Genomic DNA, 23,493 nt, shown 5'->3' with positions numbered 1-23,493 from the left:
CTCGCTGGACAAGTATCTTGCTCAGCGAGAGAGTAAGGGGTATGGAGCCGTATGTGTACGAGGCGCACCATCAGGCGGACTTCCACGCGGCGTACGACAAGGTGCTGGCGAAGTGGCCCGCGGACACCGAACCGAACGCCGTCCCCACGCCCTTCGGCACCACGTGCGTGAACAGTTGCGGCCCGTCGGACGGCCCGCCGCTCGTCCTCATACCGGGTGGCCGCACGTCGTCGGTGTCCTGGTATGCCAACGCGGCAGTCCTCTCCCGCGCTCACCGGGTCCACGCCATCGACCTGCCCGGCGAACCCGGTCGCAGCGTCGCGGACCCTCGCCGCTCTCTGCGTACCGTCGCCGACCTGACGTCCTGGCTCGACGCCGTCCTCGACGGGCTGGGCATCGACTCGACCGCGCTGGCCGGGTATTCCTACGGCGGCTGGATCGCGCTCCATTACGCGCTGCGCGCGCCCGCCCGGATCACCCGCCTCGCCCTGCTCGACCCGACCCAGTGCTTCACCGGGTTCCGGGCCGGGTACCTCCTGCACGCCCTTCCCATGCTGCTGCGTCCCACCGCACGCCGTATCCGTGCCTTCCTGGAGTGGGAGACGGGCGGGGCGGCACTGGATGTGGAGTGGCTGCGGCTCCAGGAGGCGACGGCCGGCTTCCCGATGGTGAGGCCGGTCACCGGGCCGCGCCCAAGCACCGCCGCGCTGCGCTCGCTGCACATGCCGGTTCTGCTGCTCGTCGCCGCGAGCAGCAAAGCCCATGACAGCCGTCAAGTGGTCGCTCATGCGGCCGAGTTGCTGCCGTTGATGGAGACCGCCGTCCTGCCGGACGTCTCGCACCACGCCCTGCCGCACACCAACCCGGTGGCCACGAACCGCCGCCTCTCGGAATTCCTGAGCGGCTGAGCCCACCCCATCGGGAGGCGTGACTTACCGGGACAGAGCGTCCCGTACCGCCTCCTCCGTGCGTGCGACGACGGCCGTACCGTCGTCGGCGGTGATGATCGGCCGTTGGATGAGCCGGGGGTGCTCGGCGAGCGCACGCACCCAGCGATCGCGGGTCGCGGCGTCCCGTGCCCACTCCTTCATGCCGAGTTCCTTGGCGAGGGCCTCCTGGGTGCGCGTGATGTCCCACGGTTCGAGGCCGAGCCGGGCGAGGACGTCCCGGATCTCGTCCTCGCCCGGTACGTCCTCCAGATAGCGGCGCACGGTGTAGTCGGCACCCTCGGCATCGAGCAGCGTGAGGGCGCTGCGGCACTTCGAACAGGCCGGGTTGATCCAGATCTCCATAGCCCCACACGGTAGCCGAAACACCTTCGACCACCCCCGTCGCAGCCTGGCCCAAACCCCTTGTGGCCAGCGGCTTTTGTCAGTGCCGGGCAGTAAACTAGAAGCAGTGTTCGAGGGAGTTGCCGGGGTTTCCGACGGCTCCCTGACCGCGACAGGAGGATGCCTGTGCCCGCTGCCGCAACCAAGCCGAAGCCGACCCAGTCCACTGCCCGCCGACCCGTCCCGCTGGACCTGCCGTACGAGCCGGTGGCCAAGTGTCCGCTCCCGCCGGGGCGGCCGCGCGAGTGGTACATCACGCACAACCGGCGCCTCAAGGCGATGCGTCTCGCCATCGCCTTGCTCGACTCCGGGGTGTACGCACCGAACCAGGCCCACAACGCGATGATTCGCATCACGGCGCAGCTGATCGGCGTGCATCCGCCGTCGGACACGACGTGCCACATGGTGCGGGCGCTGATCCGCTACAGCCGCTGAGCCATGACGCCGGGTGCCCTCTCGCTGCGGCGGGGCGCCCGGCGTCCGGGCGTCCCCGAGAGGCCGCCTCAGGCGTGACGCGGTCGCGATTCAGGTGGCGGGCGTGCCGCTCCCGGTATCCGGTCCGCCGGCGGGCGTGCTGCTCCCGGTGTCCGGCCTCTGGGCCGCCTCGAGTGCCTCGCGCAGCGCGTCCTCGTCCGTCTGGCTGAGCGATGTCTGCACCAGCTGGCCGCCGTACTCGGCGATCCGCGGAATCACCTTGTCGGTGGCGGCCGTCCTGAACAGCGCGAAGAGGGCGGCGGCGCCCGGCCGCAGGTTGTTGCTGAGGTCCCGCATGAAGTCGTCGTTGATGCCCGTGTCGGTGAGCGCGCCACCGGCGGCACCGGCCGCGGCGCCCACTGCCGCGCCGAGCAGCGGCTGCAGGAACAGCAGCCCGATCACGCCGCCCCACAGCGCGCCCCCGGCCGCGCCGACGGCCGGGTTGCTGACCGACTGGTGCAGCTTGATCTTCCCGTCCTCGCGCCGCTCGACGACCACCGCGTCCTCCAGGTCGACGAGATGCTCCCTGGACATCTGGAACAGCTTCTCGCGCACCTGGTTCGCGGTGTCGAGGTCGTTGTAGGCGACGACAAAGAGATTGCTCATCCCGGACCCCTTGCTGCAGCCGCGCTCGCGTCGCGGCATTCGTGCCCTTTCGTTCGACTCTAGGTCCGTGGAAAGGGAGATGCACGCCGAGTGACGGCCTCCTTACCGCGGTGACGGGGGAGCGTCCGCTCACAGACCGGGCGCGCCCCAGATCGGGAACCAGCGGCCGAGGTCCTGCTCGATCCGCAGGTCGTCGGCGAGCGCGGCCTTGATCTGCAGCTCCAGCGCGTTGTCGCGCCGTTCGCCCCGCCCGGCGAGCGGCGCGAACGGATAGAAGGTGCCCCGCTTGTACAGGTACACCAGGCCGAGCCGCCGCCCGCCGGTGTCCTCGAAGCCGACCACCGAGCACAGCAGCTGCGGGCCGAAGCCGTTGACCTCCATCGCGCTGTTCACCGCGTGCAGATCGTTGACCAGGGCGGACAGCTGGTCGGGGGTGCGGCGTGACACCAGCCAGGAGTAGCCGTAGTCGTCCCGCCGCAACTCGACGGGCGGTCCGCCCCGGTCGCTGTCCGCGTCGAGGAGTGCCTGGACCTCGCGATGTGTCTGGGCGAAGGCGCCGCCCTCGACCGTGGCGAAGCAGACCGCGCCGTTCCCCGTCGGGGTGAACCCGGCGGCGGCCTCGAGTGTGATCGCCGCCGACGGCAGGGCGAACAGCCGGTCGAGGTCGGGCGCCACCGGCTTCGTACGGCCGAGCAGGATGTCCAGGAGTCGGAGTCCCATCGGCACTCAGCCCGCCTTCCCCGGCTCCGCGGCCTCGCCCAGTTCCCCGGTGATGCGGGCGAGCTGGGCGAGGCGCTGCTCCAGGGTGGGGTGCGTGGAGAAGAGGCGGGAGAGGCCCGGATCGGCACCGAAGGCGGGGGTGAAGTAGAAGGCGTTGAACGCCTGTGCCGTGCGCAGGTCCTCCGACGGGATGCGGGCGATGTCCCCGGTGAGCTTCGTCAGCGCGGACGCCAGCGCCGAGGGGCGCCCGGTGAGGTGGGCGGCGGCGCGGTCGGCGGCCAGCTCGCGGTACCGGGACAGGGCCCGGATCAGCAGGAAGCTGATCGCGTAGACGAGCGCCGAGACACCCATGACCACGCCCAGGACGGCGACGGTGTTCTGGTCCCTGCGCCCCCGCCCGAAGAGCTCCGAGTAGAAGGCGAACCGCACGATCAGCCCGGCGATCACCCCGAGGAACGATGCCACGGTGATCACGGCGACGTCCTTGTGCGCCACGTGCGACAGCTCGTGCGCCAGCACGCCCTCCAGCTCGTCGGGCTCGAGGCGTCGCAGCAGCCCGCTGGTCACGCACACCACGGCATGGTCGGGGTTGCGCCCGGTCGCGAACGCGTTCGGCATGTCCAGACCGGAGACGGCGACGAGCGGCTTGGGCATGTCGGCCACGGCGCAGAGCCGGTCGACCACGCCGTGCAGTTGCGGATACTCCTCCCGCTGCACGACCCGCCCGTGCATCGCGTACAGCGCGATCCGGTCCGAGAACCAGTACTGAGCGCCGAGCACAGCCGCCGCGATCACGACGACCAGTACCCAGGACTTCAGCAACGCGATCAACGCGGCGATGAACGCCACGTACAGCAATCCGAGCAGAAACAGCGTGACCGTCATCCGTGCGGTCAGCCGTCTGTCGCTTCGGAACCGGCTTTGCATCCTGCATCACCCCGCAGCACCCATGGCCAAGGCACTCGTCCCAGACTCCATTGTGCGCCCGGCTCCGCCCATGAACCGGTCGGGAACGGCTCCACGGCGGGCAAAGAGTCCCTCGCGAAGGAGCTGCGAGGAAGAGAGGAAAGGAGACGACGGAGCCCCGTCACCACCCGGGGGCGGGGACGGGGCTCCGTGGCAGAGCTACGGGACCGGTCGACTCACACGTCGAAGTAGAGCTCGAACTCGTGCGGGTGCGGACGCAGCTGCAGCGGTGCGATCTCGTTGGTGCGCTTGAAGTCGATCCACGTCTCGATCAGGTCGGGCGTGAACACGTCGCCCTGGAGGAGGAAATCGTGGTCGGCCTCCAGGCGGTCGAGGACGGCCTCGAGGGAGGTCGGGACCTGCGCGACGTTGGCGTGCTCCTCGGGGGCCAGCTCGTAGAGGTCCTTGTCGATCGGCTCGGCCGGCTCGATCTTGTTCTTGATGCCGTCCAGGCCGGCCAGCAGAAGCGCCGCGAAGGCCAGGTACGGGTTGCCGGAGGCGTCCGGGGCGCGGAACTCCACGCGCTTGGCCTTCGGGTTGGAGCCGGTGATCGGGATACGCATCGCGGCGGAGCGGTTGCGCTGCGAGTACACCAGGTTCACGGGGGCCTCGAAGCCCGGCACCAGCCGGTGGTAGGAGTTCACCGTCGGGTTGGTGAAGGCCAGCAGCGACGGGGCGTGCCTGAGGATGCCGCCGATGTAGTAGCGGGCGGTGTCCGACAGGCCCGCATAGCCGGCCTCGTCGTAGAACAGCGGGTCGCCGTTGCTCCACAGCGACTGGTGCACATGCATGCCCGAGCCGTTGTCACCGAAGATCGGCTTCGGCATGAAGGTCGCCGTCTTGCCGTTGCGCCAGGCGACGTTCTTCACGATGTACTTGAAGAGCTGGAGGTCGTCGGCGGCGGCGAGCAGCGTGTTGAACTTGTAGTTGATCTCGGCCTGGCCGGCGGTGCCCACCTCGTGGTGCTGGCGCTCGACCTTCAGGCCCGCCCGGTCCAGCTCCAGGGAGATCTCCGCGCGCAGGTCGGCGAAGTGGTCGACGGGCGGGACCGGGAAGTAGCCGCCCTTGTAGCGGACCTTGTAACCGCGGTTGTCCTCCAGTGCGCCGGTGTTCCAGGCGCCGGCCTCGGAGTCGATGTGGTAGAAGGACTCGTTCTCGGCGGTCTTGAACCGGACACTGTCGAAGACGTAGAACTCGGCCTCGGGGCCGAAGTACGCGGTGTCGGCGATACCGGTGGAGGCGAGGTAGTCCTCGGCCTTCTTCGCCACGTTCCGCGGGTCACGGGAGTACTGCTCGCCGGTGATCGGGTCGTGGATGAAGAAGTTGATGTTCAGTGTCTTGTCGCGGCGGAAGGGGTCGACCCGGGAGGTCGACAGGTCCGCGCGCAGTGCCATGTCAGACTCGTGAATGGCCTGGAAGCCACGGATCGAGGATCCGTCGAAGGCGAGCTCTTCGTCCGGGTCGAACGCCTCTACCGGCACCGTGAAGTGCTGCATCACGCCCGGCAGGTCGCAGAAGCGGACATCGATGAACTTGACGTCCTCGTCCGCGATGAACTTCTTGGCCTCGTCGGCGTTCTGGAACATCCGGCTCCTCCTACTCCCGGTCGTGAACGGCCGGGTTGGTAGTTCGTTCGTGCGGCCAGGGCGGTGGCACACGCTGGGCCCGACGATAGGGATGGGGGATTTCTCCAGCGTGACCCATTTGTTTCTCTCAGGTTAACCAGCCCGCCCCTCGCGACCCACCCGCATGCCTGCCCATTCGGGGGCAGTACCGTGGACGGGTGGATAACAGGCAAGCAGTCGGATCGTGGCTCTCCGGTCCCCGCGCGGCCATGGAAGAAGCCGGCGCGGACCTCGGATATCGGGGTCAGCAACTCGGTCTGCCGGAGGAAGGCCCGGGCTCGATCGCCCGCCCCGGCCGGCGCCTCGGTGCCCTCGCCGTGGACTGGGGCCTGTGCCTCTTGATCGCATACGGCCTGATCGCCGACAGCTACAACCAGGCGGCTCAGGTCTGGGCGCCGCTCATCCTCTTCGCGCTGATCGTGCTCACCGTCGGGTCCGTCGGGTTCACCCCGGGCAAGCGGCTCTTCGGCCTGAGGGTGGTCGCCCTGAACACCGGCCGCGTCAACCCGCTGCGCGCCCTGCTGCGCACGGTCCTGCTGTTCCTCGCGCTCCCGGCACTGATCTGGGACCGCGACGGCAGGGGCCTGCACGACCGTCTGGCCGGCACGGTCGAGATCCGGATCTGAGGCCGCGCCCCGAGGCCGGTACGCCGGTCCTGATTCGCCGGTCCTGACGCCGATACGCCGATGGGCCCTCCCGGAATCCTCGGATTCCCGGACGGCCCATCGGCGTCTGTCGGTCAGTGGGTCTACCGGCCCTTCGGGCCACCCCGCGGCATCCGCATCCCCTTGGGAAGCGGCCCCTTCGGCAGCGGCATGTTGCTCATCAGGTCGCCCATCGCACGCAACCGGTCGGTGGTCGCGGTCACCTGCGGACCGGACAGCACTCGGGGGAACTTCAGCATCGTCGTACGGAGCTTCTTCAGCTCGACCAGGCCCTCGCCCTTGCCGACGACCACGTCGTGCACCGGCACGTCCGCGACGATGCGCGCCATCTTCTTCTTCTCGGCGGCCAGCAGGCTCTTGACCCGGTTCGGGTTGCCCTCGGCGACCAGCACGATGCCGGCCTTGCCGACGGCGCGGTGCACCACGTCCTGGCTGCGGTTCATGGCGACGGCCGGTGTGGTGGTCCAGCCGCGCCCGATGTTGTCCAGGACCGCGGCGGCGGCGCCGGGCTGGCCCTCCATCTGCCCGAAGGCGGCGCGCTCGGCCCGGCGTCCGAAGACGATCGCCGTCGCGAGGAAGGCGAGCAGGAAGCCGAGAATGCCGAGATAGATGGGGTGACCGATCAAGAAACCGATCGCGAGGAAGACACCGAAGGTGATGATTCCGACAGCCGCGAGTACAAGACCGATCTTCGGGTCGGCCTTGCGGGTCATCTTGTAGGTCAGGGCGATCTGCTTGAGTCGCCCCGCGTTGGCAGCGTCCGCTGCCGTTTCCTTCCTCGCCATGCCTCGAAGTCTACGTGGCCCGGCAAGCGGCTACGACGGCAGTGCCGGATCTGGGCGCGGACGGGGAAGGGCGACGTCGACGCGGCGAGCGGGCGCGGGAGGGGGTGCGTGCCGGGGAGGGAGGCGGTCGGTGGGGAAGCGAGCGGTGGCTACGAGCGCGACGCGGCGGCGTCGAGCACGCGCTGCGCCTCGACCCGGTCCTTGGCGCGGCGGCGGTCCTCCAGGACGGAGGTCCAGGCGTTCTGGCGGGCGGTCCGCTGACCGCCGCTCATGAGCAGCGACTCGATGGCACGGAGTGCATCGGTGAACGACGGGATCGCGGTGGCTCGAACGGGCGTGGCCTGCATGACAGGGGTCCCCCTTCGGGTTGGCGGCTCTGGGCCAGGACTGTTCATACGACCAGGCTCACTGTTCGGTGTTACCAGGGCGTGACCGACCGGTCAAACACCTATGAACCCTTGATGCGCGGCGTGAAAAGCCCACCGCGGCCCCGACGGCATCCCTCAACTGCGGGGACGGTCGGGGCCGCGGCAATCGGCCACTACTGGCCGGTAATCGCTTGTGAGCGGATTCACACGCTCCGAAGTGGCACGGGGTGCCACGAGGGTGGAAGCGGGTCAGGCGTCCTGTGGGGCGACGTCCTGCGCAGCGGTCGACTGCCGCTGTTCCATGGCCATCCGGTACAGGCGCCCGGCGCGGTACGAGGAGCGCACCAGCGGGCCGGACATGACGCCCGAGAAGCCGATCTGCTCGGCCTCCTCCTTCAGCTCCACGAACTCCTGCGGCTTGACCCAGCGCTCCACGGGGTGGTGGCGGACGCTCGGGCGCAGGTACTGCGTGATGGTGATCAGCTCGCAGCCCGCGTCGTGCAGCTGACGCAGCGCCTCCACGACCTCCTCGCGGGTCTCGCCCATGCCGAGGATCAGGTTCGACTTGGTCACCAGGCCGTAGTCACGGGCCGCGGTGATGACCTTGAGCGAGCGCTCGTAACGGAAGCCGGGGCGGATGCGCTTGAAGATCCGCGGGACGGTCTCGACGTTGTGCGCGAAGACCTCGGGCCGGGCGGAGAAGACCTCTTCGAGCTGCTCGGGGATCGCGTTGAAGTCGGGGGCGAGGAGCTCGACCTTGGTGTGCCCGCCCTCGCGGCCGGCGGTCTGCCGGTGGATCTGCCGGACGGTCTCGGCGTACAGCCAGGCTCCGCCGTCCTCCAGGTCGTCCCGCGCGACACCGGTGATCGTGGCGTAGTTCAGGTCCATGGTGACCACGGACTCGCCCACGCGACGGGGCTCGTCGCGGTCGAGCGCCTCGGGCTTGCCGGTGTCGATCTGGCAGAAGTCGCAGCGGCGGGTGCACTGGTCGCCGCCGATGAGGAAGGTGGCCTCGCGGTCCTCCCAGCACTCATAGATGTTCGGGCAGCCGGCTTCCTGGCAGACCGTGTGCAGGCCCTCGCTCTTCACGAGGTTCTGCATCTTGGTGTACTCGGGACCCATTTTCGCCCGGGTCTTGATCCACTCGGGCTTGCGCTCGATGGGGGTCTGGCTGTTGCGGACCTCCAGGCGCAGCATCTTGCGTCCGTCGGGTGCGACTGCGGACACGTCGGCTCCCTGTAGCTTCGATTCGTCGGCGTACACCAGGGTACGCCCGGGCAATTCTCGGCCCGGCGTGCGGGCAACCGTCGAAGGCGGGGGCGCATTCCTCGGTGCCGACCGCCTGCGGCCATGGTGAGCGTCGCCGTTACGCGGACGCCTTCTCGGTCTCCCGCGGCTTCAGCTCGGCGTTCTCCAGGATGTCCCGCAGATGCCGTTCCGCCAGCGGCAGCACCTCCGCGATCGTCACATCGCGTCCCAGTTCATTGGCGAGCGATGTGACGCCCGCGTCCCGGATCCCGCACGGGATGATCCGGTCGAACCAGGCGTTGTCCGGGTTCACGTTCAGCGCGAAGCCGTGCATCGTGACGCCCTTTGCGACACGGATGCCGATCGCCGCGATCTTGCGGTCCTCGCGGCGCTGGCCGGCGTTGGAGGGGGCGTACTCCGGACCGTTCAGCCGCGGGTCGAACTCCTCGTCCTGCAGCCGCGGGTCGAAGTCCAGGGAGAGGCCGCCCAGCGAGGGGCGCTGCTCCACCGGGTCCCCGAGCACCCAGACGCCACTGCGGCCCTCCACGCGCGTCGTCTCCAGGCCGAACTCCGCGCAGGTGCGGATCAGGGCCTCCTCGAGGCGGCGTACATGGGCGACGACGTCGACCGGGCGCGGGAGCTTCTGGATGGGGTAGCCGACCAACTGGCCGGGACCGTGCCAGGTGATCTTGCCGCCGCGGTCCACGTCGATCACCGGGGTGCCGTCCAGGGGACGCTCGTCGTCCGTCGTGCGCCGGCCCGCCGTGTAGACCGGGGGGTGCTCCAGGAGCAGGCAGGTGTCGGGGATCTCGTCCGCGAAACGGGCGGCGTGCACCCGGCGCTGCTCGTCCCAGGCCTGCTGGTACTCGACGGCCTCGGCCCCGAACCCCATACGGACGAACCGGAACTCACCCACGGCAAGCGCCTCCCTCAGAAGCTTCGTAAGGCGCGAAAGGCGCCTACGCCACTGTACGTCCCCTCGGGGCAACGGTATTCCGGTCGCGCCCGTCAGCCAGACGGCTAATCCTCACACGATCGGATGAATGGATGCGGAAGCCTGCGACCCGTTGCTCACTCTCCGCTACATTCGCGCCGTCCATGAGGCCATAAGGGCTGTTCGCAGGCGATCCGGGTACCGCGGCGGTCTCGGGGGGAGGCACCTGCCCCTCCCCGAGACCGCCACGGAGGCCCGAAAGGCAGGAGACCGCACCGCAGATGACGGAACGACCCGCGCAGCGCCCCCACAACCGCCAGCTCGCCACGCTCATCGCAGAAGCGGGGTTCTCCAACGCAGGTCTCGCCCGTCGCGTCGACCAGCTCGGCCTCGAACACGGGCTCGATCTCAGATACGACAAGACGTCCGTGACGAGATGGCTGCGCGGACAGCAGCCGCGTGGCACCACGCCCGCGCTCATCGCCGAGGTGTTCACGCGGCGGCTCGGACGCCGGCTCTCCGCGCAGGACCTCGGGCTCGACGCCTGCGCCCCGGTGTACGCGGGCCTGGAGTTCGCCGCCACCCCGGAGGAGGCCGTCGACATCGTCGGCGGGCTGTGGCGCAAGGACTCCGGCAGCCACGCCGAACTGCGCAAGATCGCGTTCACCCCGGCCGGGCTCGTCGTGCCCAGCCGGGACTGGCTGATCGGCCGGGCCGACGACACGGTGGCCCACACGGAGGCGGCGCCCCGCGTCCCCGCCCAGGGCCGCCCCGCATCCCCCAAGTTCTCGGCTGCTCCCCCACTCTCGACTCCGCTCGAGCGGGGGTACCCCCATGAACAGGGGGGACCGTCATCCCGTCAGCGCAGCCAGTCCGAGCGCGGCCCGGGCCAGAAGGTGACGGGCGGCGACATCGCCGCCCTGCGCTCGGTCGGCGAGCTGTTCCGCGTCCTCGACCACGCCTACGGCGGCGGTCACGCCCGTCAGGCCCTCGTGCGCTACCTGGAGCACGAGGCCGAGCCGATGCTGCGCGGCACCTACGGCGAGCAGACGGGCCGCCGTCTGTTCGCTGCGGCCGCCGATCTGACCCGGCTCGCGGGCTGGACGTCGTACGACATCGCCGCGCACGGCCTGGCCCAGCGCTACTTCGTCCAGGCGCTGCGGCTCGCACAGGCCGCCGGGGACCGGATGTACGGGGCGTATGTGCTGGTCACGATGAGCCGGCAGGCCGTCTACCTCGGCCATGGGCGGGAGGCCGTGCAACTGGCCCGCGTGGCGCAGCAGGGCACCGGCACCTCGGCGCCCCCCGTCGTCCAGGCGCTCCTGCACGCCGTCGAGGCCCGCGGCCACGGCGTGCTCGGCGAAGTCCGCTTGTGCACGTCCTCGCTGGTGCGGGCCGAGCGTGCGCTGGAGTCCGCCCGGCCCGGCGACGACGTCCCGTACTGGGCGCGTTTCTTCGACGAGGCGCAACTCGCCGACGAGTTCGGCCACTGCCACCGGGACCTGCAGCAGTACCGGGCCGCGCTCCAGCACGCCGAGCGCTCGCTGCAGCTGCGCGCGCCCGGCTTCGCCCGCAGCCGGCTGTTCTGCCGGGTCGTGCTCGCCTCGGCGCGGCTCGGCCTCGGCGAGCTGGACCAGGCCTGCCAGCTGGCGGCAGAGGCCGCCGGGCAGGCGTCGGAGATGCGGTCGGTGCGGGCGGTGGAGTACCTGCGGGACTTCGAGCGCCGCCTGGAGCCGTACAGGGACGCGGCGCCCGTGCGCGGGTACCGCGACCGGGTCGCCGCCCTGCAGTGAGTGAGCCTCAGGCCGCCGTGGGCATCAGGTCCGCGGCGTGCACCGGACCCGCGCCCAGGTCCTTCAGGACGGCGGCCGCCGCCCGTCGCCCGGAGTGCAGTGCGCCCTGGACGGTACTCGTGTCGCGGTGGTCGCCGCACACATAGAGCCCGGCCAGAAGGCGCACCGGCCGGCGCAGATCGTGCGGCGGCCGCATCGCCGGGACGGCCTGCGCGGTGTGGTGCACGGCGAGCGTCTCCCAGCGTGCCGTCGACGTGCCGTACAGGCGTGCCAGATGGGCCCGTACGGCGCCGTCGACGTCGTCCGGGGGCGCGCCGAGGACCGTGGAGGAGACCAGCGCGCGGCCCGCGGGAGCACGGGACGGGTCGACCTGGCTGACGACCGCCGTGTGGGCCACCGGGCCGCCGCGGTCCGCGTCGAGCAGCAGCGACGCACCGGTCGGCGGCGGCTCGTCCATGGTGTGGTGGACGACCGTGACGGGGTGGAAGTCGGGTACGCGCAGACCGGGCAGCAGCTCGGCGGCGGCGTGTGCGTCGGTGGCCACCAGGACGGCATGGCAGCGGAGTTCACCGTGCTCGGCGGTGGTCACCGAGGTCGTGGAGACGGAGGTGGCGCGGACCCCTGTGTACACCGTGTCCGGCGGCAGTGCTCGCGCCAGCAGCTCCGGAAGGACCTCCGCCCCGCCCTCCGGTACACACAGCCGGCCGCTCGCGAAGGCGTGCAGCGCGAGGTCGGCGCAGCGGCTCGACGTGGTCAGCTCCGGGTCGCACAGCAGGGCGGACAGCAACGGCCGCAGAAACCCGTCGACCGTACGGGCGGGAATCCCACGGAGCGGGAGTGCGCGGCGCGCGGTCGACTCGGGCCGGGCCAGCAGCCGTTCCACGGGCGTGGCGGCGATCCGCGCGAGCGCCGCACCGAGCCGGGCCTGATCCACGGCATCGCCGAGCGGGACACCCGGCCGCGCCCCCACCGCCCTCGACCGGGCCGTCCGCGGCCCGGGCAACCTGACCCCCGGCGTACCGGCGCCCACTCCCGGCGCGGAGATTGCGCGGGGAGCACTTGCGAGGGCGCGTACAGCGCTGAGTGCGCTCCGTGCGCTCCGTGCGCTCCCCGCGCCCCCCCTTGCCGGGGCAGCGCCTGCGCGGCGGTGGCGCCCCTCGCTGTGCACCAGGACGCCGGGGGCGAAGGGACGCAGGACGAGCGCGTCGAGCCCCGGGGCCAGGTGCAGTTCGGGATAGGACGTGGACAGGAGTTGCCCGATCCGGTCGAGCCGGAAGCCGTCGACCTTCTCGGTCGACATGCGGCCACCGGCGTAGGGGGCCGCCTCCACAACGGCGGTCGTCACTCCTGCGCTGGTCAGCTGGTGGGCCGCCGCGAGGCCGGCGAGTCCGGCCCCCACGATGACGACGTCCGCCTGATACACGGGCTCTAGCACGTGCCCCTCCTTCGAGGTTGTGCGGCCGGTGGAGACGTCATGCCCCCAACAGGCGTCAGGAATACCCGAGTTCGGCTCGAGGGTAGATCCGGCGGCGCGCGGGGCAAGTCGCGCATGGACAGGGCACGGTCGCACGGTGGTCGCATGGGACCGGCCGGGGGAATCCCCCGCCTGTGTCACACCCCCGGCTGTTCCTGGAGCGCCGCCCGCAGTGCCTCCTCGATGCCCGGGAACGTGAACGAGAACCCGGACTCCACCAGCCGTGCCGGCAGCACCCGCGCACTGCCGAGCACGTCCTGGGCCATCTCCCCGAGCGCGAGCCGCAGTACCGGCGCGGGCACGGCGAAGAGCGTCGGGCGGTGCAGTATGCGCCCCATCGCCGCCGTGATCTCACGGTTGGTCAGCGGCTGCGGAGCCGTCAGATTGAACGGCCCGGACAGCCCCTCGGTGTCGATGAGATGGCGGATCGCCGCTACTTCGTCGTGCAGCGAGATGAACGACCAGTACTGGCTCCCGTCGCCCATCCGCCCGCCGAGCCCCGCCGTGAAGAGCGGGAACAGCCGCCCCCAGGCCCCGCCCCCGCGGGCCACCACGAGACCCGTCCGCACGCACACCGTCCTGACGCCCGCCTCCCGCGCGGCTGCCGCCGCGGCCTCCCATTCCACGCACAACGAGGGCAGGAAGCCGTCACCGGGCGGCGCCTCCTCCGTGACCGCCCGGTCCCCGGTGTCGCCGTAGTAACCGATCGCGCTGCCGCTCACGAAGACACGCGGCGGCTCGGGCAGCCGGGCGACGGCCTGGGCGAGCGCCGCCGTGCCCAGCACCCGGCTGTCGCGCAGCGTCTTCTTGTACGCGTCCGTCCAGCGGCGGTCACCGACCCCGGCGCCGGCGAGGTTCACCACGGCGTCGCATCCGGCCAGCCCGGCCCCGTCCACGTACTGCCCTTCGGGGTCCCAGCGGACCTCGTCCCGGCTCCGGGCCGCCCGGCGTACCAGGCGCACCACCTCGTGCCCGTCCGCGACCAGCGACCGGACCAGGGCACTGCCGATGAGACCGGACGCACCGGCCACCGCGACGCGGGAACGTTCCATCCGCCCATCCTGCCCGGTGCCCCTCGAAAATGCCCGACGGAGCCTCGTCCACCTGCCGTACAGTGCCCCGCATGCCTGCTCCGTACATACGTCATGCCACGCCCGACGACGAGGAGGCGCTCGGCCGACTCGACCGCGCCACATGGTCTCCGCTGCACGCCGTCCAGCCGCGCCCCCAGCCGCCCTACGAGCCCTTCTTCGACGAGCGGCACACGCCGCAGGACCACCTCGTCGCCGAACTGGACGGTGCCGTCGTCGGCTACATCCGGCTGGTGTTCCCGACCCCGCTGGCGTGCAACTCCCACGTCCGCCAGATCCAGGGGCTCGCCGTCGCCGACGAGGCGCGCGGAGCCGGGGTCGGCCGGGCGCTGCTGCGGGCCGTGCAGGACGAGGCCCGGCGGCAGGGAGCGCGGCGTATCACCCTGCGCGTCCTCACGCACAACACCCCGGCCCGGAAGCTCTACGAGTCCGAGGGATTCGTGGTGGAGGGGATCCTGCCCGAGGAGTTCCTGCTCGAGGGCGAGTACGTCGACGACGTGTTCATGGGCCGCTCCCTGTGACGCTCAAGACGCGATGAGTTCGCCCGTGTCCACCGCGGCCGTCGCGGAGGCCGCGCGTTTCGCGTCCGCGGCGACCTCGTCCGCCGTCAGGACGTACCCGGTCTCCTCGTCGGAGGTGGAGCGCGCGAAGACCACGCCGTAGACCTTGCCGTCGGTGGTCAGCAGCGGGCCGCCGGAGTTGCCGGGCAGGACGGTCGAGCGGATGGAGTAGATCTCCCGGGTGACGGTGCCGGTGTTGTAGATGTTCTGGCCCGTGGCACGGATCCGGTTCGCGACCGTGGCGGCCCGCAGCGTCAGGCTGCCGTCCTGCGGATAGCCCGCGACCACCGCGGCGGCGCCGCGTGCCGCGCCGTCGTAGAAGCGCAGGGCGGGCGCCCGCAGTTCGGGCACGTACAGCACGGCCACGTCCCGGCCCGGGTCGAAGAGCACCACCCGCGCCGGGTACGCGGGACCGACGCCGCCGACTCGTACGGTCGGGTGGTTGATGCCCGCGACCACGTGGGCGTTGGTCATCACGCGCTGCGGCGCGTACACGAAGCCGCTGCCCTCGCGGCCCTCGCTACCCACGGCGCCCTCGATCTTGACGGTGCTGAGCTTGGCGGCCTGCGTCGCGCTCGCCGTGACGCTGTCCCCGGAGGGCTTGGCCGCAGCGGTCGCCGGTTCGTTCTCGAACGGGTTGAAGACCTGCGGGAAGCCCGCCTGGGTGAGCGCGGACGTGGCACGCGAGAACCAGGTCGGAGTGGTCTCCGGCATCGCGTTCTGCACGGCGCCCAGCAGCCGGGACTCCCGGATCGACTGGGTGAGCAGCGGGGACGAGGAGGCGCCCAGGACGCTCGCGGCCACCCAGGCGACGATCAGCACGGCCACCGTGTTCGCCGCGGCCCCGCCGATCGCGTCGGGCACTCGTAGCGGCCCGCGGTCCAGTTCGTGGCGCAGCCTCAGTGCGAGGCGGCCGGCCAGCGCGTGGCCCATCACCGCCGGAATCAGCACCGTGAACACGGCGGTCACCGTCGCCGCCGTCGTCCCCCGCGTCACCAGGTTCATCACCCACGGCAGGATCCACACGCCGACGACGGCGCCACCCACGAACCCGGCCAGGGAGACACAGCCGGCCACCAGCCCACGCCGGTAGCCGGACGCCGCGTAGGCCAGGATCACCAGCACCAGCAGGATGTCGAGCAGGTTCACGAAGCCGCCTTTCTGTCGGGCCCCGAGTACACGCCGGTACGCGCCGCGGGGGCCCAGTGATCAGCCACGCGCGCGTGGCGCCCGGAAACCGGCCACACACGCACGCATGCGACGAGCACTGGGGAAAACGTGTCGCACCCGGATGATGGTTCCACCAGGTGGCACAGTGCACATCGCGGACGCCGCGGAACGGACCGACAGTAGGTCCATGCGTGTCATCCGACGAAGGCGCCGGGCACGGAAAAGACGCCCGGTACCGATTCCCGGCGCCGCCCTGCTGGTGCTCGGCTGTCTGCCCGGGCTCGCCGCCGTCCTCGCGCTGGTGCTGAGCACGGCCGGAGCCGAGCGCCCCGTGGCGCTCCGTTCCCCGCGACCACCGGTCCAGGCCCGGTCCGCGGCTCTGCACCAGGCGCCCAGGCCGCGCATCGTGCCGAGAACCGCCTGGGCGGACGACGGAGCTCGGACCCAGCCGCCGCCGCATTACGACGACAAGGTCGTCGCGGTCTTCGTGCACCACACCGACTCGCCCAACAGCTACCGGTGTGCCGACACGCCCCGCATCATCCGGGCCCTGTACGCGGGCCAGACCCGCCACCGCCGCTGGGACGACATCGGCTACAACTTCCTGATCGACCGCTGCGGCACGATCTACGAGGGCCGCGCGGGCGGCGCCGAGCGCCCCGTGACCGGCGCCCACACCCAGGGCTTCAACCACCGCACTGCGGGCATCGCCGCGATCGGCACCTTCGCCGCGGGCACGACCGTGCCGCGGGCGATGACCGACGCACTCGCCGCCCTGGCCGCATGGAAGCTGGGCCTCGCGGACGTCGATCCACGCACCCGGGCCCGGCTCGTCTCCAGCAACGGGGGGAGCCGGTACCGGCAGGGTGCCACCGCCCTGCTGCCCACGCTCGCGGGCCATGACGACGGCTACCGGACCCACTGCCCCGGCGCCGCCCTCAGCGCCCTCCTCCCGGCGATCAGGGAGCGGGCGGCACGGCTGCAGGGCAGGCGCTGACACGGCAGGGCGAGCGGGGCCTCGCCCGAGGCGACGTCGAAGCCCCCTCATCGGCAGCCGGATTCAGCCCCGGAAACGGTCCCACAGCTTCGGGTAGCGCGCGGCGAGCCCGGACTCGTCCTCCAGATCGAACCACGTCCCCTCCGGCTCCAAGGCCGCGGGCGGGATGCCCAGATCGGGCGCCACGGTACCGGTGAGCTGCTCGTAGGCCTCGTCCGCCGCGTAGCCGAGCTCCTCGCCGTCCCCGTCGACCTCCTCGTCGAAGTCCCGCAGGAGGTCGGCGAGCGCGTCGGGGTCGTGCAGGGCACCCTCGAAGACCTCCCGGCCCTGGCCGATCAGCCAGCATCGGAAGAAGTCGAACGCGTCATCGCTCGCACCGTCGAGCAGCACCCACGCGGCGCCCCACAGATCCCACCGGTACGCGCGGTTGTACCGGGACTCGAAGTGCCGGGCGAAGTCCAGGACGCCGACCGGATCCAGCTGCAGCAGCCGTTCGACCAGTTGGTCGGCCTGCTCGTCGGAGTCGCCCCCGGCGGCCTCCCGGCTCGCGTCCACCAGCTCCCAGAACTCCGTCTCGTCCATCAGGGGACCGGGCTCCGTCTCGTCCGTCACGGGACCAGCATCGGCCCTGGACGGGAGGGGCGCATGCGGAGGGCCGCGGACCGTTCAGCGGCGGTAGAGTCCCGCGAGCCGTATCGCGTCGTCCGCGAAACGTGTGCGCAGCCCCTCGGGGGACAGCACCTCGACCTCCGGGCCCAGCGCGGTGAGTTGCGTGTGGGCGACCTCCTCGGACTCCACGGGCAGGGTCACCGTCACCCACCCCCGCTCGTCCGGGGCGCCCGCCGTCCTCAACGCCTCCCGGGCGGACGCGGGATCGACGGCGTACGGCAGTCTGCGCACGCCGTCCTCGGTCAGCCGCACTACGACCTGGGCCCGCAGGATGGACCGCGCGAACTGCTCGGCCCGTTCCTCCCAGAAGCCGGGCAGATCGAACTCCTCGACCCGCGCGAAGCGCTCCGCGCCCGCGTCCACGGCGGTGAAGCGGTCGATGCGGTACACCCGGAAGGCCCCGTTCCCGGCCACTCGGGCGCACAGATACCAGGCCCCCGCCTTGAGCACGAGCCCGTACGGCTCCAGCTCCCGTTCCACCACGTCCTCGCCGCGCCGGTAGCGCACAGTGATCCGCCGGTCGTCCCAGACCGCGTCCGCGACTGCCGGAAGCAGCCGAGGAGTCACGGGCTCGGTGAACCAGGCGGGCGCATCCAGGTGGAAGCGCTGCGCCGCCGTACGGGGCGCGTCGCGCAGAGAGGGAAGCAGGGCCGCGGACACCTTCAGCCGGGCCGCGGAGCCCGCGTCCTCAAGCCCCATCTCGCGCAGCGCCCCGGGCACACCGCTGAGGAACAGCGCCTCGGCCTCGGTGCGCGCGAGCCCGGTCAGCCGCGTGCGGTACCCGCCGATCAGCCGGTAACCGCCGGCCCGCCCCCGGTCGGCGTACACCGGAACCCCCGCCTCCGACAGCGCCTGCGCGTCCCGCGTGACGGTCCGCTCGGACACCTCCAGCTCCCGGGCCAGCTCGGCGGCGGTCATGGAGGGCCGGGACTGGAGCAACAGCACCATCTTGATGAGGCGGGCGGCACGCATGGGTTCATGATGCCGGGGGCCACCGACAGCGAAGGGGCACGGCGACATGCCGTACCCCTTCACACCACCGGAAGCCTTACCGGCCGTAGCGCTCCCGCGCCTCCTTCACGGCCGCGGCCTTGACCTCGCCGCGCCGGGCGAGCTGCGCCAGGGCCGCGACGACGATCGACTCCGCGTCGACGCCGAAGTGGCGGCGGGCCGCCTTGCGGGTGTCGGAGATGCCGAAGCCGTCGGCACCCAGCGAGGAGTAGTCCTGCTCGACCCACTGGGCGATCTGGTCCGGGACCTGGCGCATGTAGTCGGAGACCGCGAGGACCGGGCCCTCGGCGCCCTGGAGCGCCTGCCGGATGTACGGCACCCGCTCCTCTCCCTGCAGCAGTGCCGCGTCCGCCTCCATGGCGTCGCGCCGCAGCTCGCCCCACGACGTCGCCGACCACACGTCGGCCGCGACGCCCCACTCCTCGGCGAGCAGGCGCTGCGCCGTAAGCGCCCAGTGGATCGCCGTGCCGGAGCCCAGCAGCTGGATGCGCGGCGCGTTGGCGGCAGGCGACAGGCCCGCCGACTCCGCCGTGTTGAAGCGGTACAGGCCCTTGATGACGCCCTCGTCGATGCCGGGGGCCGTCGGCTTGGCGGGCTGCGGCAGCGGCTCGTTGTAGACGGTGAGGTAATAGAAGACGTTCTGGTCCTCGCCCTCGGCCGCCTCGCCGTACATACGGCGCAGGCCCTCCTTGACGATGACCGCGATCTCGTACGCGAACGCGGGGTCGTAGGTCAGCGCCGCCGGGTTGGTCGCCGCGATCACCGGCGAGTGGCCGTCCGCGTGCTGCAGGCCCTCACCGGTCAGCGTGGTGCGGCCGGCCGTGGCGCCGACGAGGAAGCCGCGGCCGAGCTGGTCGCCGAGCTGCCACATCTGGTCGGCGGTGCGCTGCCAGCCGAACATCGAGTAGAAGATGTAGAAGGGGATCATCGCCTCGCCGTGCGTCGCGTACGACGACGAAGCGGCGATGAAGTCGGCCATCGAACCGGCCTCGGTGATCCCCTCGTTGAGGATCTGGCCGTTCGTGGCCTCCTTGTAGTACATCAGCTGGTCGCGGTCGACCGGCTCGTACGTCTGGCCCTTGGGCGAGTAGATGCCCAGGGAGGGGAACAGGCTCTCCATGCCGAAGGTGCGTGCCTCGTCCGGGACGATCGGCACCCAGCGCTTACCCGTCTCCTTGTCGCGGACCAGGTCCTTGACCAGGCGGACAAAGGCCATCGTGGTCGCCACGTTCTGCGAGCCCGAGCCCTTGTCGAAGGCGGAGAACGCCTTCTCGGCCGGGGCGGGCAGCGGCGCCAGCGGGTGCACACGGCGGGCCGGGGCCGGACCGCCGAGGGCCGCGCGGCGCTCCTGGAGGTAGCGGACCTCGGGGGAGTCGGCGCCCGGGTGGCCGTAGGGGACCTGGCCGTCGACGAACCGGCTGTCGGGGATGGGGAGCTGGAGCAGATCGCGCATCGTCTTGAACTCGTCCACCGTCAGCTTCTTCATCTGGTGGTTGGCGTTCTTCGACGCGAAGCCCTCGCCGAGCGTGAAGCCCTTGACGGTCTGGGCCAGGATGACGGTCGGCGCGCCCTTGTGCTCCAGGGCCGCCTTGTACGCGGCGTAGACCTTGCGTGCCTCGTGGCCGCCGCGGGAGAGGTGGAAGCACTCGAGGATCTTGTCGTCGCTCAGCAGCTTCGCCATCTCGACGAGCGCCGGGTCCTTGCCGAAGAAGTCCTCGCGGATGTAGGCGGCATCCCGCGTCTGGTACGTCTGCACCTGCGCGTCCGGCACCTCGCGCAGCCGGCGTACCAGCGCGCCGGTGGTGTCGAGGGCGAACAGCTCGTCCCAGGCCGTGCCCCACAGCGTCTTGACGACGTTCCAGCCGGCGCCGCGGAACCGGGCCTCCAGCTCCTGCACGACCTTGAAGTTGGCGCGCACCGGGCCGTCGAGGCGCTGCAGGTTGCAGTTGATGACGAAGGTGAGGTTGTCCAGCTCCTCACGCGAGGCCAGCGTGATCGCCGCCGTCGCCTCCGGCTCGTCCATCTCGCCGTCGCCGAGGAAGGCCCAGACATGAGACCCGGAGACATCCTTGATGCCGCGGTGGGTGAGATAGCGGTTGAAGCGCGCCTGGTAGATGGCGGAGAGCGGGCCGAGGCCCATCGACACCGTCGGGAACTCCCACAGCCAGGGCAGACGCCGCGGGTGCGGGTAGGAGGGCAGGCCGTTGCCGCCCGCCTCCTGGCGGAAGTTGTCCAGATGCTGCTCGGACAGCCGGCCGTCGAGGAAGGCACGGGCGTAGATGCCGGGGGAGGCGTGGCCCTGGATGTACAGCTGGTCGCCGGAGCCGTCGCCCTCCTTGCCCTTGAAGAAGTGGTTGAAGCCGGTCTCGTAGAGCCAGGCGGCGGAGGCGAAGGTGGCGATGTGGCCGCCGACGCCGTGCTTGCTGCCGCGGGTCACCATCGCCGCCGCGTTCCAGCGGTTCCACGCGGTGATCCGGCGCTCCATCTCCTCGTCACCGGGCACGGCCGGCTCGACGGCGGTGGGGATGGTGTTGACGTAGTCGGTCTCGAGAAGCTTGGGCAGTGCCACACCGGCGCCCTCGGCGCGTTCCAGCGTGCGGCGCATCAGATACGCGGCACGGTGCGGCCCGGCCGCCTTGGCGACGGCGTCCAGGGACGCCTGCCATTCGGCGGTCTCCTCCGGGTCGCGGTCCGGGAGCTGGTCGAGCTCGCTCGGCTGGATGGCGTTGGGGTCGGTCATGTCGCCGCCTTCCTCAGTCGAAGGGGGTTCCCTCATCGGTAAGCGTTCGGGGGTGCCCTTGGTCTTTGGCAGGACAGGGCGCGGGCTTTGGTGAAGCCCGTTCAGCGACTGTAACCCCCTGATCGATGATCGATCAAAGGGAAGGGGGGTAAAACCCTTTGATTTTGAGAAAGTCGGCACGCGGTGCCTTTGATGTGGGCACCGCGTGCCGCGATTCCGTGGGGTTTTCGCAGGTGAGGTTGTGTTTGAGCGGGGTGCGCTCCGCTGTCACGCGCGGGGTGCGCACCCGAGTACGTGGGCCTTCACGATCTCGGCGATGCGCGGGTCCCGCCTGCGGAACGCGGCCACCAGTTCCTCGTGCTCCTCCGCGTACGACTGCTGCACCGTCCCGAGCCAGCGGATCGACAGCGCCGTGAACACCTCGATGCCCAGCCCCTCCCAGGTGTGCAGCAGCACGGAGTTCCCGGCTGCCCGCACCAGCTCCCGGTGGAAGGCCACCGTGTGCCGCACCTGTGCCGTACCGTCCGCCTTGCGGTCAGCCTCGTACAGCGCCGCCACGTGGGGTTCGAGGGCCGAGCAGTCCTCTGCCAGCCGTCCTGCCGCCAGCTCCGCCGCGATGGCCTCCAGACCGGCCCGTACGGGGTAGCTCTCCTCCAGGTCGGCCGCCGTCAGATTCCGCACTCTGACGCCCTTGTTCGGCGCCGACTCGATCAGCCGCAGCGACTCCAGCTCCCGCAGCGCCTCCCGGACCGGTGTCTGACTGACCTCGAGTTCCGTGGCGATCCGGCGCTCCACGATCCGCTCGCCCGGCTTCCAGCGCCCGCTGACGATCCCCTCCACGATGTGCTCGCGGATCTGTTCGCGCAGCGAGTGGACGACGGGCGCGGTCATGAGGGCTCCTTAGGGAGGGGCAAGTCCAGCAGCGGCCCGACGGACCTTGGTGAGGGTGCTGGCGGGCGACGGGCGGACCCCAAAGGCGTTTGACGTTTTAGACAATAAGGCCGCCTGGTGGTTCCTCAAGGGCGCGCGGGGGCGCTTTTGCGCAGGTGAGACGAGCCTTACACGTCCCTGGAGAGGACAAAAACGGCGCCCCCGCCCGGAATCTCCGGGCGGGGGCGCCGTACGGCCGTAGCGGCCAGGATGCCTACAGGCCGAGCTCGACCTCGAACTCGCCCGCCTCCAGGATCGCCTTGACGGCGGTCAGGTAGCGGGCCGCGTCGGCACCGTCCACCAGGCGGTGGTCGTACGACAGCGTCAGGTACGTCATGTCGCGGATGCCGATGACCGTACCCTCCTCGGTCTCGATGACGGCGGGGCGCTTGACCGTGGCGCCGATGCCGAGGATCGCGACCTGGCCCGGCGGCACGATGATCGTGTCGAACAGTGCGCCGCGCGAGCCGGTGTTGCTGATGGTGAAGGTCGCGCCGGACAGCTCGTCCGGGGTGATCTTGCTGGCCCGGACCTTGCTCGCCAGGTCGGCCGTGGCCTTGGCGATACCGGCGATGTTGAGGTCGCCGGCGTGCTTGATGACCGGGGTCATCAGGCCCTTCTCGGAGTCCACCGCGATACCGATGTTCTCGGTGTCGAAGTAGGTGATCGTGCCCTCGGCCTCGTTGATCCTGGCGTTGATGACCGGGTGGGCCTTCAGCGCCTGGGCCGCCGCCTTCACGAAGAACGGCATCGGGGAGAGCTTGACGCCCTCGCGGGCCGCGAACGCGTCCTTGGCCTGGGCGCGCAGGCGCATCAGGCGGGTCACGTCGACCTCGACCACCGAGGACAGCTGGGCCTGCTCGTGCAGGGCCTTGACCATGTTGTCGCCGATGACCTTGCGGATGCGCGGCATCTTGACGGTCTGGCCGCGCAGCGGGGAGACCTCCAGGACCGGCGCCTTCCGGGCGGTCGGAACGGCGGCGGCCGGGGCGGGAGCCGGAGCAGCGGCGGCCTTCGCCGCCTCGGCGGCGGCGATGACGTCCTGCTTGCGGATGCGGCCGCCGACGCCGGTGCCCTTGACGGTGGCCAGGTCGACGCCGTTCTCGGCGGCGAGCTTGCGCACCAGCGGGGTCACGTACGCGCCCTCGTCGGTGGCCTGCGCGGCGGGAGCCGGAGCCGGGGTGACCGGGGCCGGGGCGGCCGGGGCGGGAACCGGGGCCGGAGCCGCGGGGGCGGCCGGAGCGGCAGCGGCGGGGGCCGGGGCGGGGGCCGGAGCCGCGGGGGCGACGGGGGCCGGAGCCGCGGGGGCGACGGGAGCCGGAGCGGCGGGGGCGGG

The 23,493-nt window shown here is 71.2% G+C and carries 23 protein-coding genes; 6 read left to right on the top strand and 17 right to left on the bottom strand.

Features of this window, described 5'->3' with window-relative positions:
• Positions 1 to 41: 41 nt before the first annotated feature.
• A complete protein-coding gene (locus BIV24_RS06460) occupies positions 42 to 908 on the top strand; it encodes an alpha/beta fold hydrolase (RefSeq protein WP_071365187.1) in 867 nt (288 codons plus the stop codon).
• Positions 909 to 932: 24 nt separating this feature from the next.
• On the opposite strand, the gene BIV24_RS06455 is transcribed toward BIV24_RS06460, so the two are convergent.
• Complete coding sequence (locus tag BIV24_RS06455) at positions 933 to 1,292, bottom strand: arsenate reductase family protein (protein ID WP_071365186.1); 360 nt, start codon at positions 1,290 to 1,292, stop codon at positions 933 to 935.
• 165 nt (positions 1,293 to 1,457) lie between these two features.
• Here BIV24_RS06455 and BIV24_RS06450 point away from each other — a divergent pair, with 165 nt between their 5' ends.
• A complete protein-coding gene (locus BIV24_RS06450) occupies positions 1,458 to 1,766 on the top strand; it encodes a hypothetical protein (protein ID WP_071365185.1) in 309 nt (102 codons plus the stop codon).
• A gap of 90 nt (positions 1,767 to 1,856) precedes the next feature.
• Here the strand turns inward: BIV24_RS06450 and BIV24_RS06445 are convergent, their stop codons facing one another.
• The 4 genes from BIV24_RS06445 to glnA all read right to left on the bottom strand — a co-directional run bounded on the left by BIV24_RS06445 (position 1,857) and on the right by glnA (position 5,683).
• Positions 1,857 to 2,411, bottom strand: a complete 555-nt coding sequence (locus BIV24_RS06445) for a DUF1269 domain-containing protein (RefSeq protein ID WP_079168046.1) — start codon at positions 2,409 to 2,411, stop codon at positions 1,857 to 1,859.
• 129 nt (positions 2,412 to 2,540) lie between these two features.
• Positions 2,541 to 3,131, bottom strand: coding sequence for a PspA-associated protein PspAB (gene pspAB, locus BIV24_RS06440; RefSeq protein WP_071365226.1), 591 nt, complete (start codon positions 3,129 to 3,131; stop codon positions 2,541 to 2,543).
• Positions 3,132 to 3,137: 6 nt separating this feature from the next.
• Complete coding sequence (gene htpX / locus BIV24_RS06435; RefSeq protein ID WP_071365184.1) at positions 3,138 to 4,058, bottom strand: zinc metalloprotease HtpX; 921 nt, start codon at positions 4,056 to 4,058, stop codon at positions 3,138 to 3,140.
• Between the two features lie 215 nt (positions 4,059 to 4,273).
• The gene (gene glnA, locus BIV24_RS06430) at positions 4,274 to 5,683 is read right to left on the bottom strand and encodes a type I glutamate--ammonia ligase (protein WP_071365183.1); all 1,410 of its coding nucleotides are present in this window, start codon (positions 5,681 to 5,683) and stop codon (positions 4,274 to 4,276) included.
• Positions 5,684 to 5,880: 197 nt separating this feature from the next.
• Between glnA and BIV24_RS06425 the strand changes: the two genes are divergently transcribed.
• Positions 5,881 to 6,348, top strand: a complete 468-nt coding sequence (locus tag BIV24_RS06425; protein WP_071365182.1) for an RDD family protein — start codon at positions 5,881 to 5,883, stop codon at positions 6,346 to 6,348.
• Positions 6,349 to 6,470: 122 nt separating this feature from the next.
• Here the strand turns inward: BIV24_RS06425 and BIV24_RS06420 are convergent, their stop codons facing one another.
• The 4 genes from BIV24_RS06420 to lipB all read right to left on the bottom strand — a co-directional run bounded on the left by BIV24_RS06420 (position 6,471) and on the right by lipB (position 9,704).
• Positions 6,471 to 7,172, bottom strand: a complete 702-nt coding sequence (locus BIV24_RS06420) for a DUF4191 domain-containing protein (protein ID WP_071365181.1) — start codon at positions 7,170 to 7,172, stop codon at positions 6,471 to 6,473.
• 149 nt (positions 7,173 to 7,321) lie between these two features.
• The gene (locus BIV24_RS06415; protein WP_071365180.1) at positions 7,322 to 7,519 is read right to left on the bottom strand and encodes an SCO2195 family GlnR-regulated protein; all 198 of its coding nucleotides are present in this window, start codon (positions 7,517 to 7,519) and stop codon (positions 7,322 to 7,324) included.
• Positions 7,520 to 7,789: 270 nt separating this feature from the next.
• Positions 7,790 to 8,767, bottom strand: a complete 978-nt coding sequence (gene lipA / locus BIV24_RS06410) for a lipoyl synthase (protein ID WP_071365225.1) — start codon at positions 8,765 to 8,767, stop codon at positions 7,790 to 7,792.
• A gap of 139 nt (positions 8,768 to 8,906) precedes the next feature.
• Positions 8,907 to 9,704 carry a lipoyl(octanoyl) transferase LipB gene (gene lipB, locus BIV24_RS06405; RefSeq protein WP_071365179.1) on the bottom strand — a complete coding sequence of 266 codons (798 nt, stop codon included), beginning with the start codon at positions 9,702 to 9,704 and terminating at the stop codon, positions 8,907 to 8,909.
• A gap of 299 nt (positions 9,705 to 10,003) precedes the next feature.
• Between lipB and BIV24_RS06400 the strand changes: the two genes are divergently transcribed.
• Complete coding sequence (locus tag BIV24_RS06400) at positions 10,004 to 11,515, top strand: NsdA family TPR-like regulatory protein (RefSeq protein WP_071365178.1); 1,512 nt, start codon at positions 10,004 to 10,006, stop codon at positions 11,513 to 11,515.
• A 7-nt stretch (positions 11,516 to 11,522) separates the two neighbouring features.
• Here BIV24_RS06400 and BIV24_RS06395 read toward each other — a convergent pair whose 3' ends face one another.
• Positions 11,523 to 12,950, bottom strand: coding sequence for an NAD(P)/FAD-dependent oxidoreductase (locus tag BIV24_RS06395; protein WP_071365177.1), 1,428 nt, complete (start codon positions 12,948 to 12,950; stop codon positions 11,523 to 11,525).
• Positions 12,951 to 13,126: 176 nt separating this feature from the next.
• On the bottom strand, positions 13,127 to 14,041 hold the full coding sequence (locus tag BIV24_RS06390) for a TIGR01777 family oxidoreductase (RefSeq protein ID WP_071365176.1): 915 nt from the start codon (positions 14,039 to 14,041) through the stop codon (positions 13,127 to 13,129).
• 71 nt (positions 14,042 to 14,112) lie between these two features.
• On the opposite strand from BIV24_RS06390, the gene BIV24_RS06385 reads away from it, so the two are divergent.
• A complete protein-coding gene (locus BIV24_RS06385) occupies positions 14,113 to 14,601 on the top strand; it encodes a GNAT family N-acetyltransferase (RefSeq protein ID WP_071365175.1) in 489 nt (162 codons plus the stop codon).
• Between the two features lie 3 nt (positions 14,602 to 14,604).
• Here BIV24_RS06385 and BIV24_RS06380 read toward each other — a convergent pair whose 3' ends face one another.
• Positions 14,605 to 15,789, bottom strand: a complete 1,185-nt coding sequence (locus tag BIV24_RS06380; protein ID WP_071365174.1) for a MarP family serine protease — start codon at positions 15,787 to 15,789, stop codon at positions 14,605 to 14,607.
• A 208-nt stretch (positions 15,790 to 15,997) separates the two neighbouring features.
• Between BIV24_RS06380 and BIV24_RS06375 the strand changes: the two genes are divergently transcribed.
• Positions 15,998 to 16,807, top strand: coding sequence for a peptidoglycan recognition protein family protein (locus BIV24_RS06375; RefSeq protein ID WP_079168045.1), 810 nt, complete (start codon positions 15,998 to 16,000; stop codon positions 16,805 to 16,807).
• Positions 16,808 to 16,870: 63 nt separating this feature from the next.
• Here BIV24_RS06375 and BIV24_RS06370 read toward each other — a convergent pair whose 3' ends face one another.
• The 5 genes from BIV24_RS06370 to sucB all read right to left on the bottom strand — a co-directional run.
• On the bottom strand, positions 16,871 to 17,389 hold the full coding sequence (locus BIV24_RS06370; protein WP_071365223.1) for a DUF4240 domain-containing protein: 519 nt from the start codon (positions 17,387 to 17,389) through the stop codon (positions 16,871 to 16,873).
• Positions 17,390 to 17,473: 84 nt separating this feature from the next.
• Positions 17,474 to 18,448, bottom strand: coding sequence for a helix-turn-helix transcriptional regulator (locus BIV24_RS06365; protein WP_071365173.1), 975 nt, complete (start codon positions 18,446 to 18,448; stop codon positions 17,474 to 17,476).
• Positions 18,449 to 18,524: 76 nt separating this feature from the next.
• A complete protein-coding gene (gene aceE, locus BIV24_RS06360) occupies positions 18,525 to 21,227 on the bottom strand; it encodes a pyruvate dehydrogenase (acetyl-transferring), homodimeric type (RefSeq protein ID WP_071365172.1) in 2,703 nt (900 codons plus the stop codon).
• Between the two features lie 267 nt (positions 21,228 to 21,494).
• Positions 21,495 to 22,118, bottom strand: coding sequence for a GntR family transcriptional regulator (locus BIV24_RS06355; protein ID WP_071365171.1), 624 nt, complete (start codon positions 22,116 to 22,118; stop codon positions 21,495 to 21,497).
• A 253-nt stretch (positions 22,119 to 22,371) separates the two neighbouring features.
• The coding region (gene sucB / locus BIV24_RS06350) for a 2-oxoglutarate dehydrogenase, E2 component, dihydrolipoamide succinyltransferase (RefSeq protein WP_071365170.1) at positions 22,372 to 23,493 on the bottom strand (1,122 nt) is incomplete at its 5' end.

Origin of the sequence: Streptomyces colonosanans (assembly GCF_001866645.1) — a bacterium.
GTDB classification, from domain to species: Bacteria; Actinomycetota; Actinomycetes; order Streptomycetales; family Streptomycetaceae; genus Streptomyces; species Streptomyces colonosanans.
Note: the sequence above shows the minus strand (reverse complement) of the source record. Positions and strands in the feature narration are given on the sequence as shown.

Excerpts from the sequence above, each read along its gene's own strand:
- BIV24_RS06455 (WP_071365186.1), bottom strand. The coding sequence starts at position 1,292 with ATGGAGATCTGGATCAACCCGGCCTGTTCGAAGTGCCGCAGCGCCCTC.
- htpX (WP_071365184.1), bottom strand. The coding sequence starts at position 4,058 with ATGCAAAGCCGGTTCCGAAGCGACAGACGGCTGACCGCACGGATGACG.
- BIV24_RS06385 (WP_071365175.1), top strand. The coding sequence starts at position 14,113 with ATGCCTGCTCCGTACATACGTCATGCCACGCCCGACGACGAGGAGGCG.
- pspAB (WP_071365226.1), bottom strand. The coding sequence starts at position 3,131 with ATGGGACTCCGACTCCTGGACATCCTGCTCGGCCGTACGAAGCCGGTG.
- glnA (WP_071365183.1), bottom strand. The coding sequence starts at position 5,683 with ATGTTCCAGAACGCCGACGAGGCCAAGAAGTTCATCGCGGACGAGGAC.
- BIV24_RS06365 (WP_071365173.1), bottom strand. The coding sequence starts at position 18,448 with ATGCGTGCCGCCCGCCTCATCAAGATGGTGCTGTTGCTCCAGTCCCGG.
- BIV24_RS06370 (WP_071365223.1), bottom strand. The coding sequence starts at position 17,389 with ATGGACGAGACGGAGTTCTGGGAGCTGGTGGACGCGAGCCGGGAGGCC.
- aceE (WP_071365172.1), bottom strand. The coding sequence starts at position 21,227 with ATGACCGACCCCAACGCCATCCAGCCGAGCGAGCTCGACCAGCTCCCG.
- BIV24_RS06400 (WP_071365178.1), top strand. The coding sequence starts at position 10,004 with ATGACGGAACGACCCGCGCAGCGCCCCCACAACCGCCAGCTCGCCACG.
- BIV24_RS06445 (WP_079168046.1), bottom strand. The coding sequence starts at position 2,411 with ATGAGCAATCTCTTTGTCGTCGCCTACAACGACCTCGACACCGCGAAC.
- BIV24_RS06390 (WP_071365176.1), bottom strand. The coding sequence starts at position 14,041 with ATGGAACGTTCCCGCGTCGCGGTGGCCGGTGCGTCCGGTCTCATCGGC.
- BIV24_RS06355 (WP_071365171.1), bottom strand. The coding sequence starts at position 22,118 with ATGACCGCGCCCGTCGTCCACTCGCTGCGCGAACAGATCCGCGAGCAC.
- BIV24_RS06420 (WP_071365181.1), bottom strand. The coding sequence starts at position 7,172 with ATGGCGAGGAAGGAAACGGCAGCGGACGCTGCCAACGCGGGGCGACTC.
- BIV24_RS06460 (WP_071365187.1), top strand. The coding sequence starts at position 42 with ATGGAGCCGTATGTGTACGAGGCGCACCATCAGGCGGACTTCCACGCG.
- BIV24_RS06415 (WP_071365180.1), bottom strand. The coding sequence starts at position 7,519 with ATGCAGGCCACGCCCGTTCGAGCCACCGCGATCCCGTCGTTCACCGAT.
- BIV24_RS06375 (WP_079168045.1), top strand. The coding sequence starts at position 15,998 with ATGCGTGTCATCCGACGAAGGCGCCGGGCACGGAAAAGACGCCCGGTA.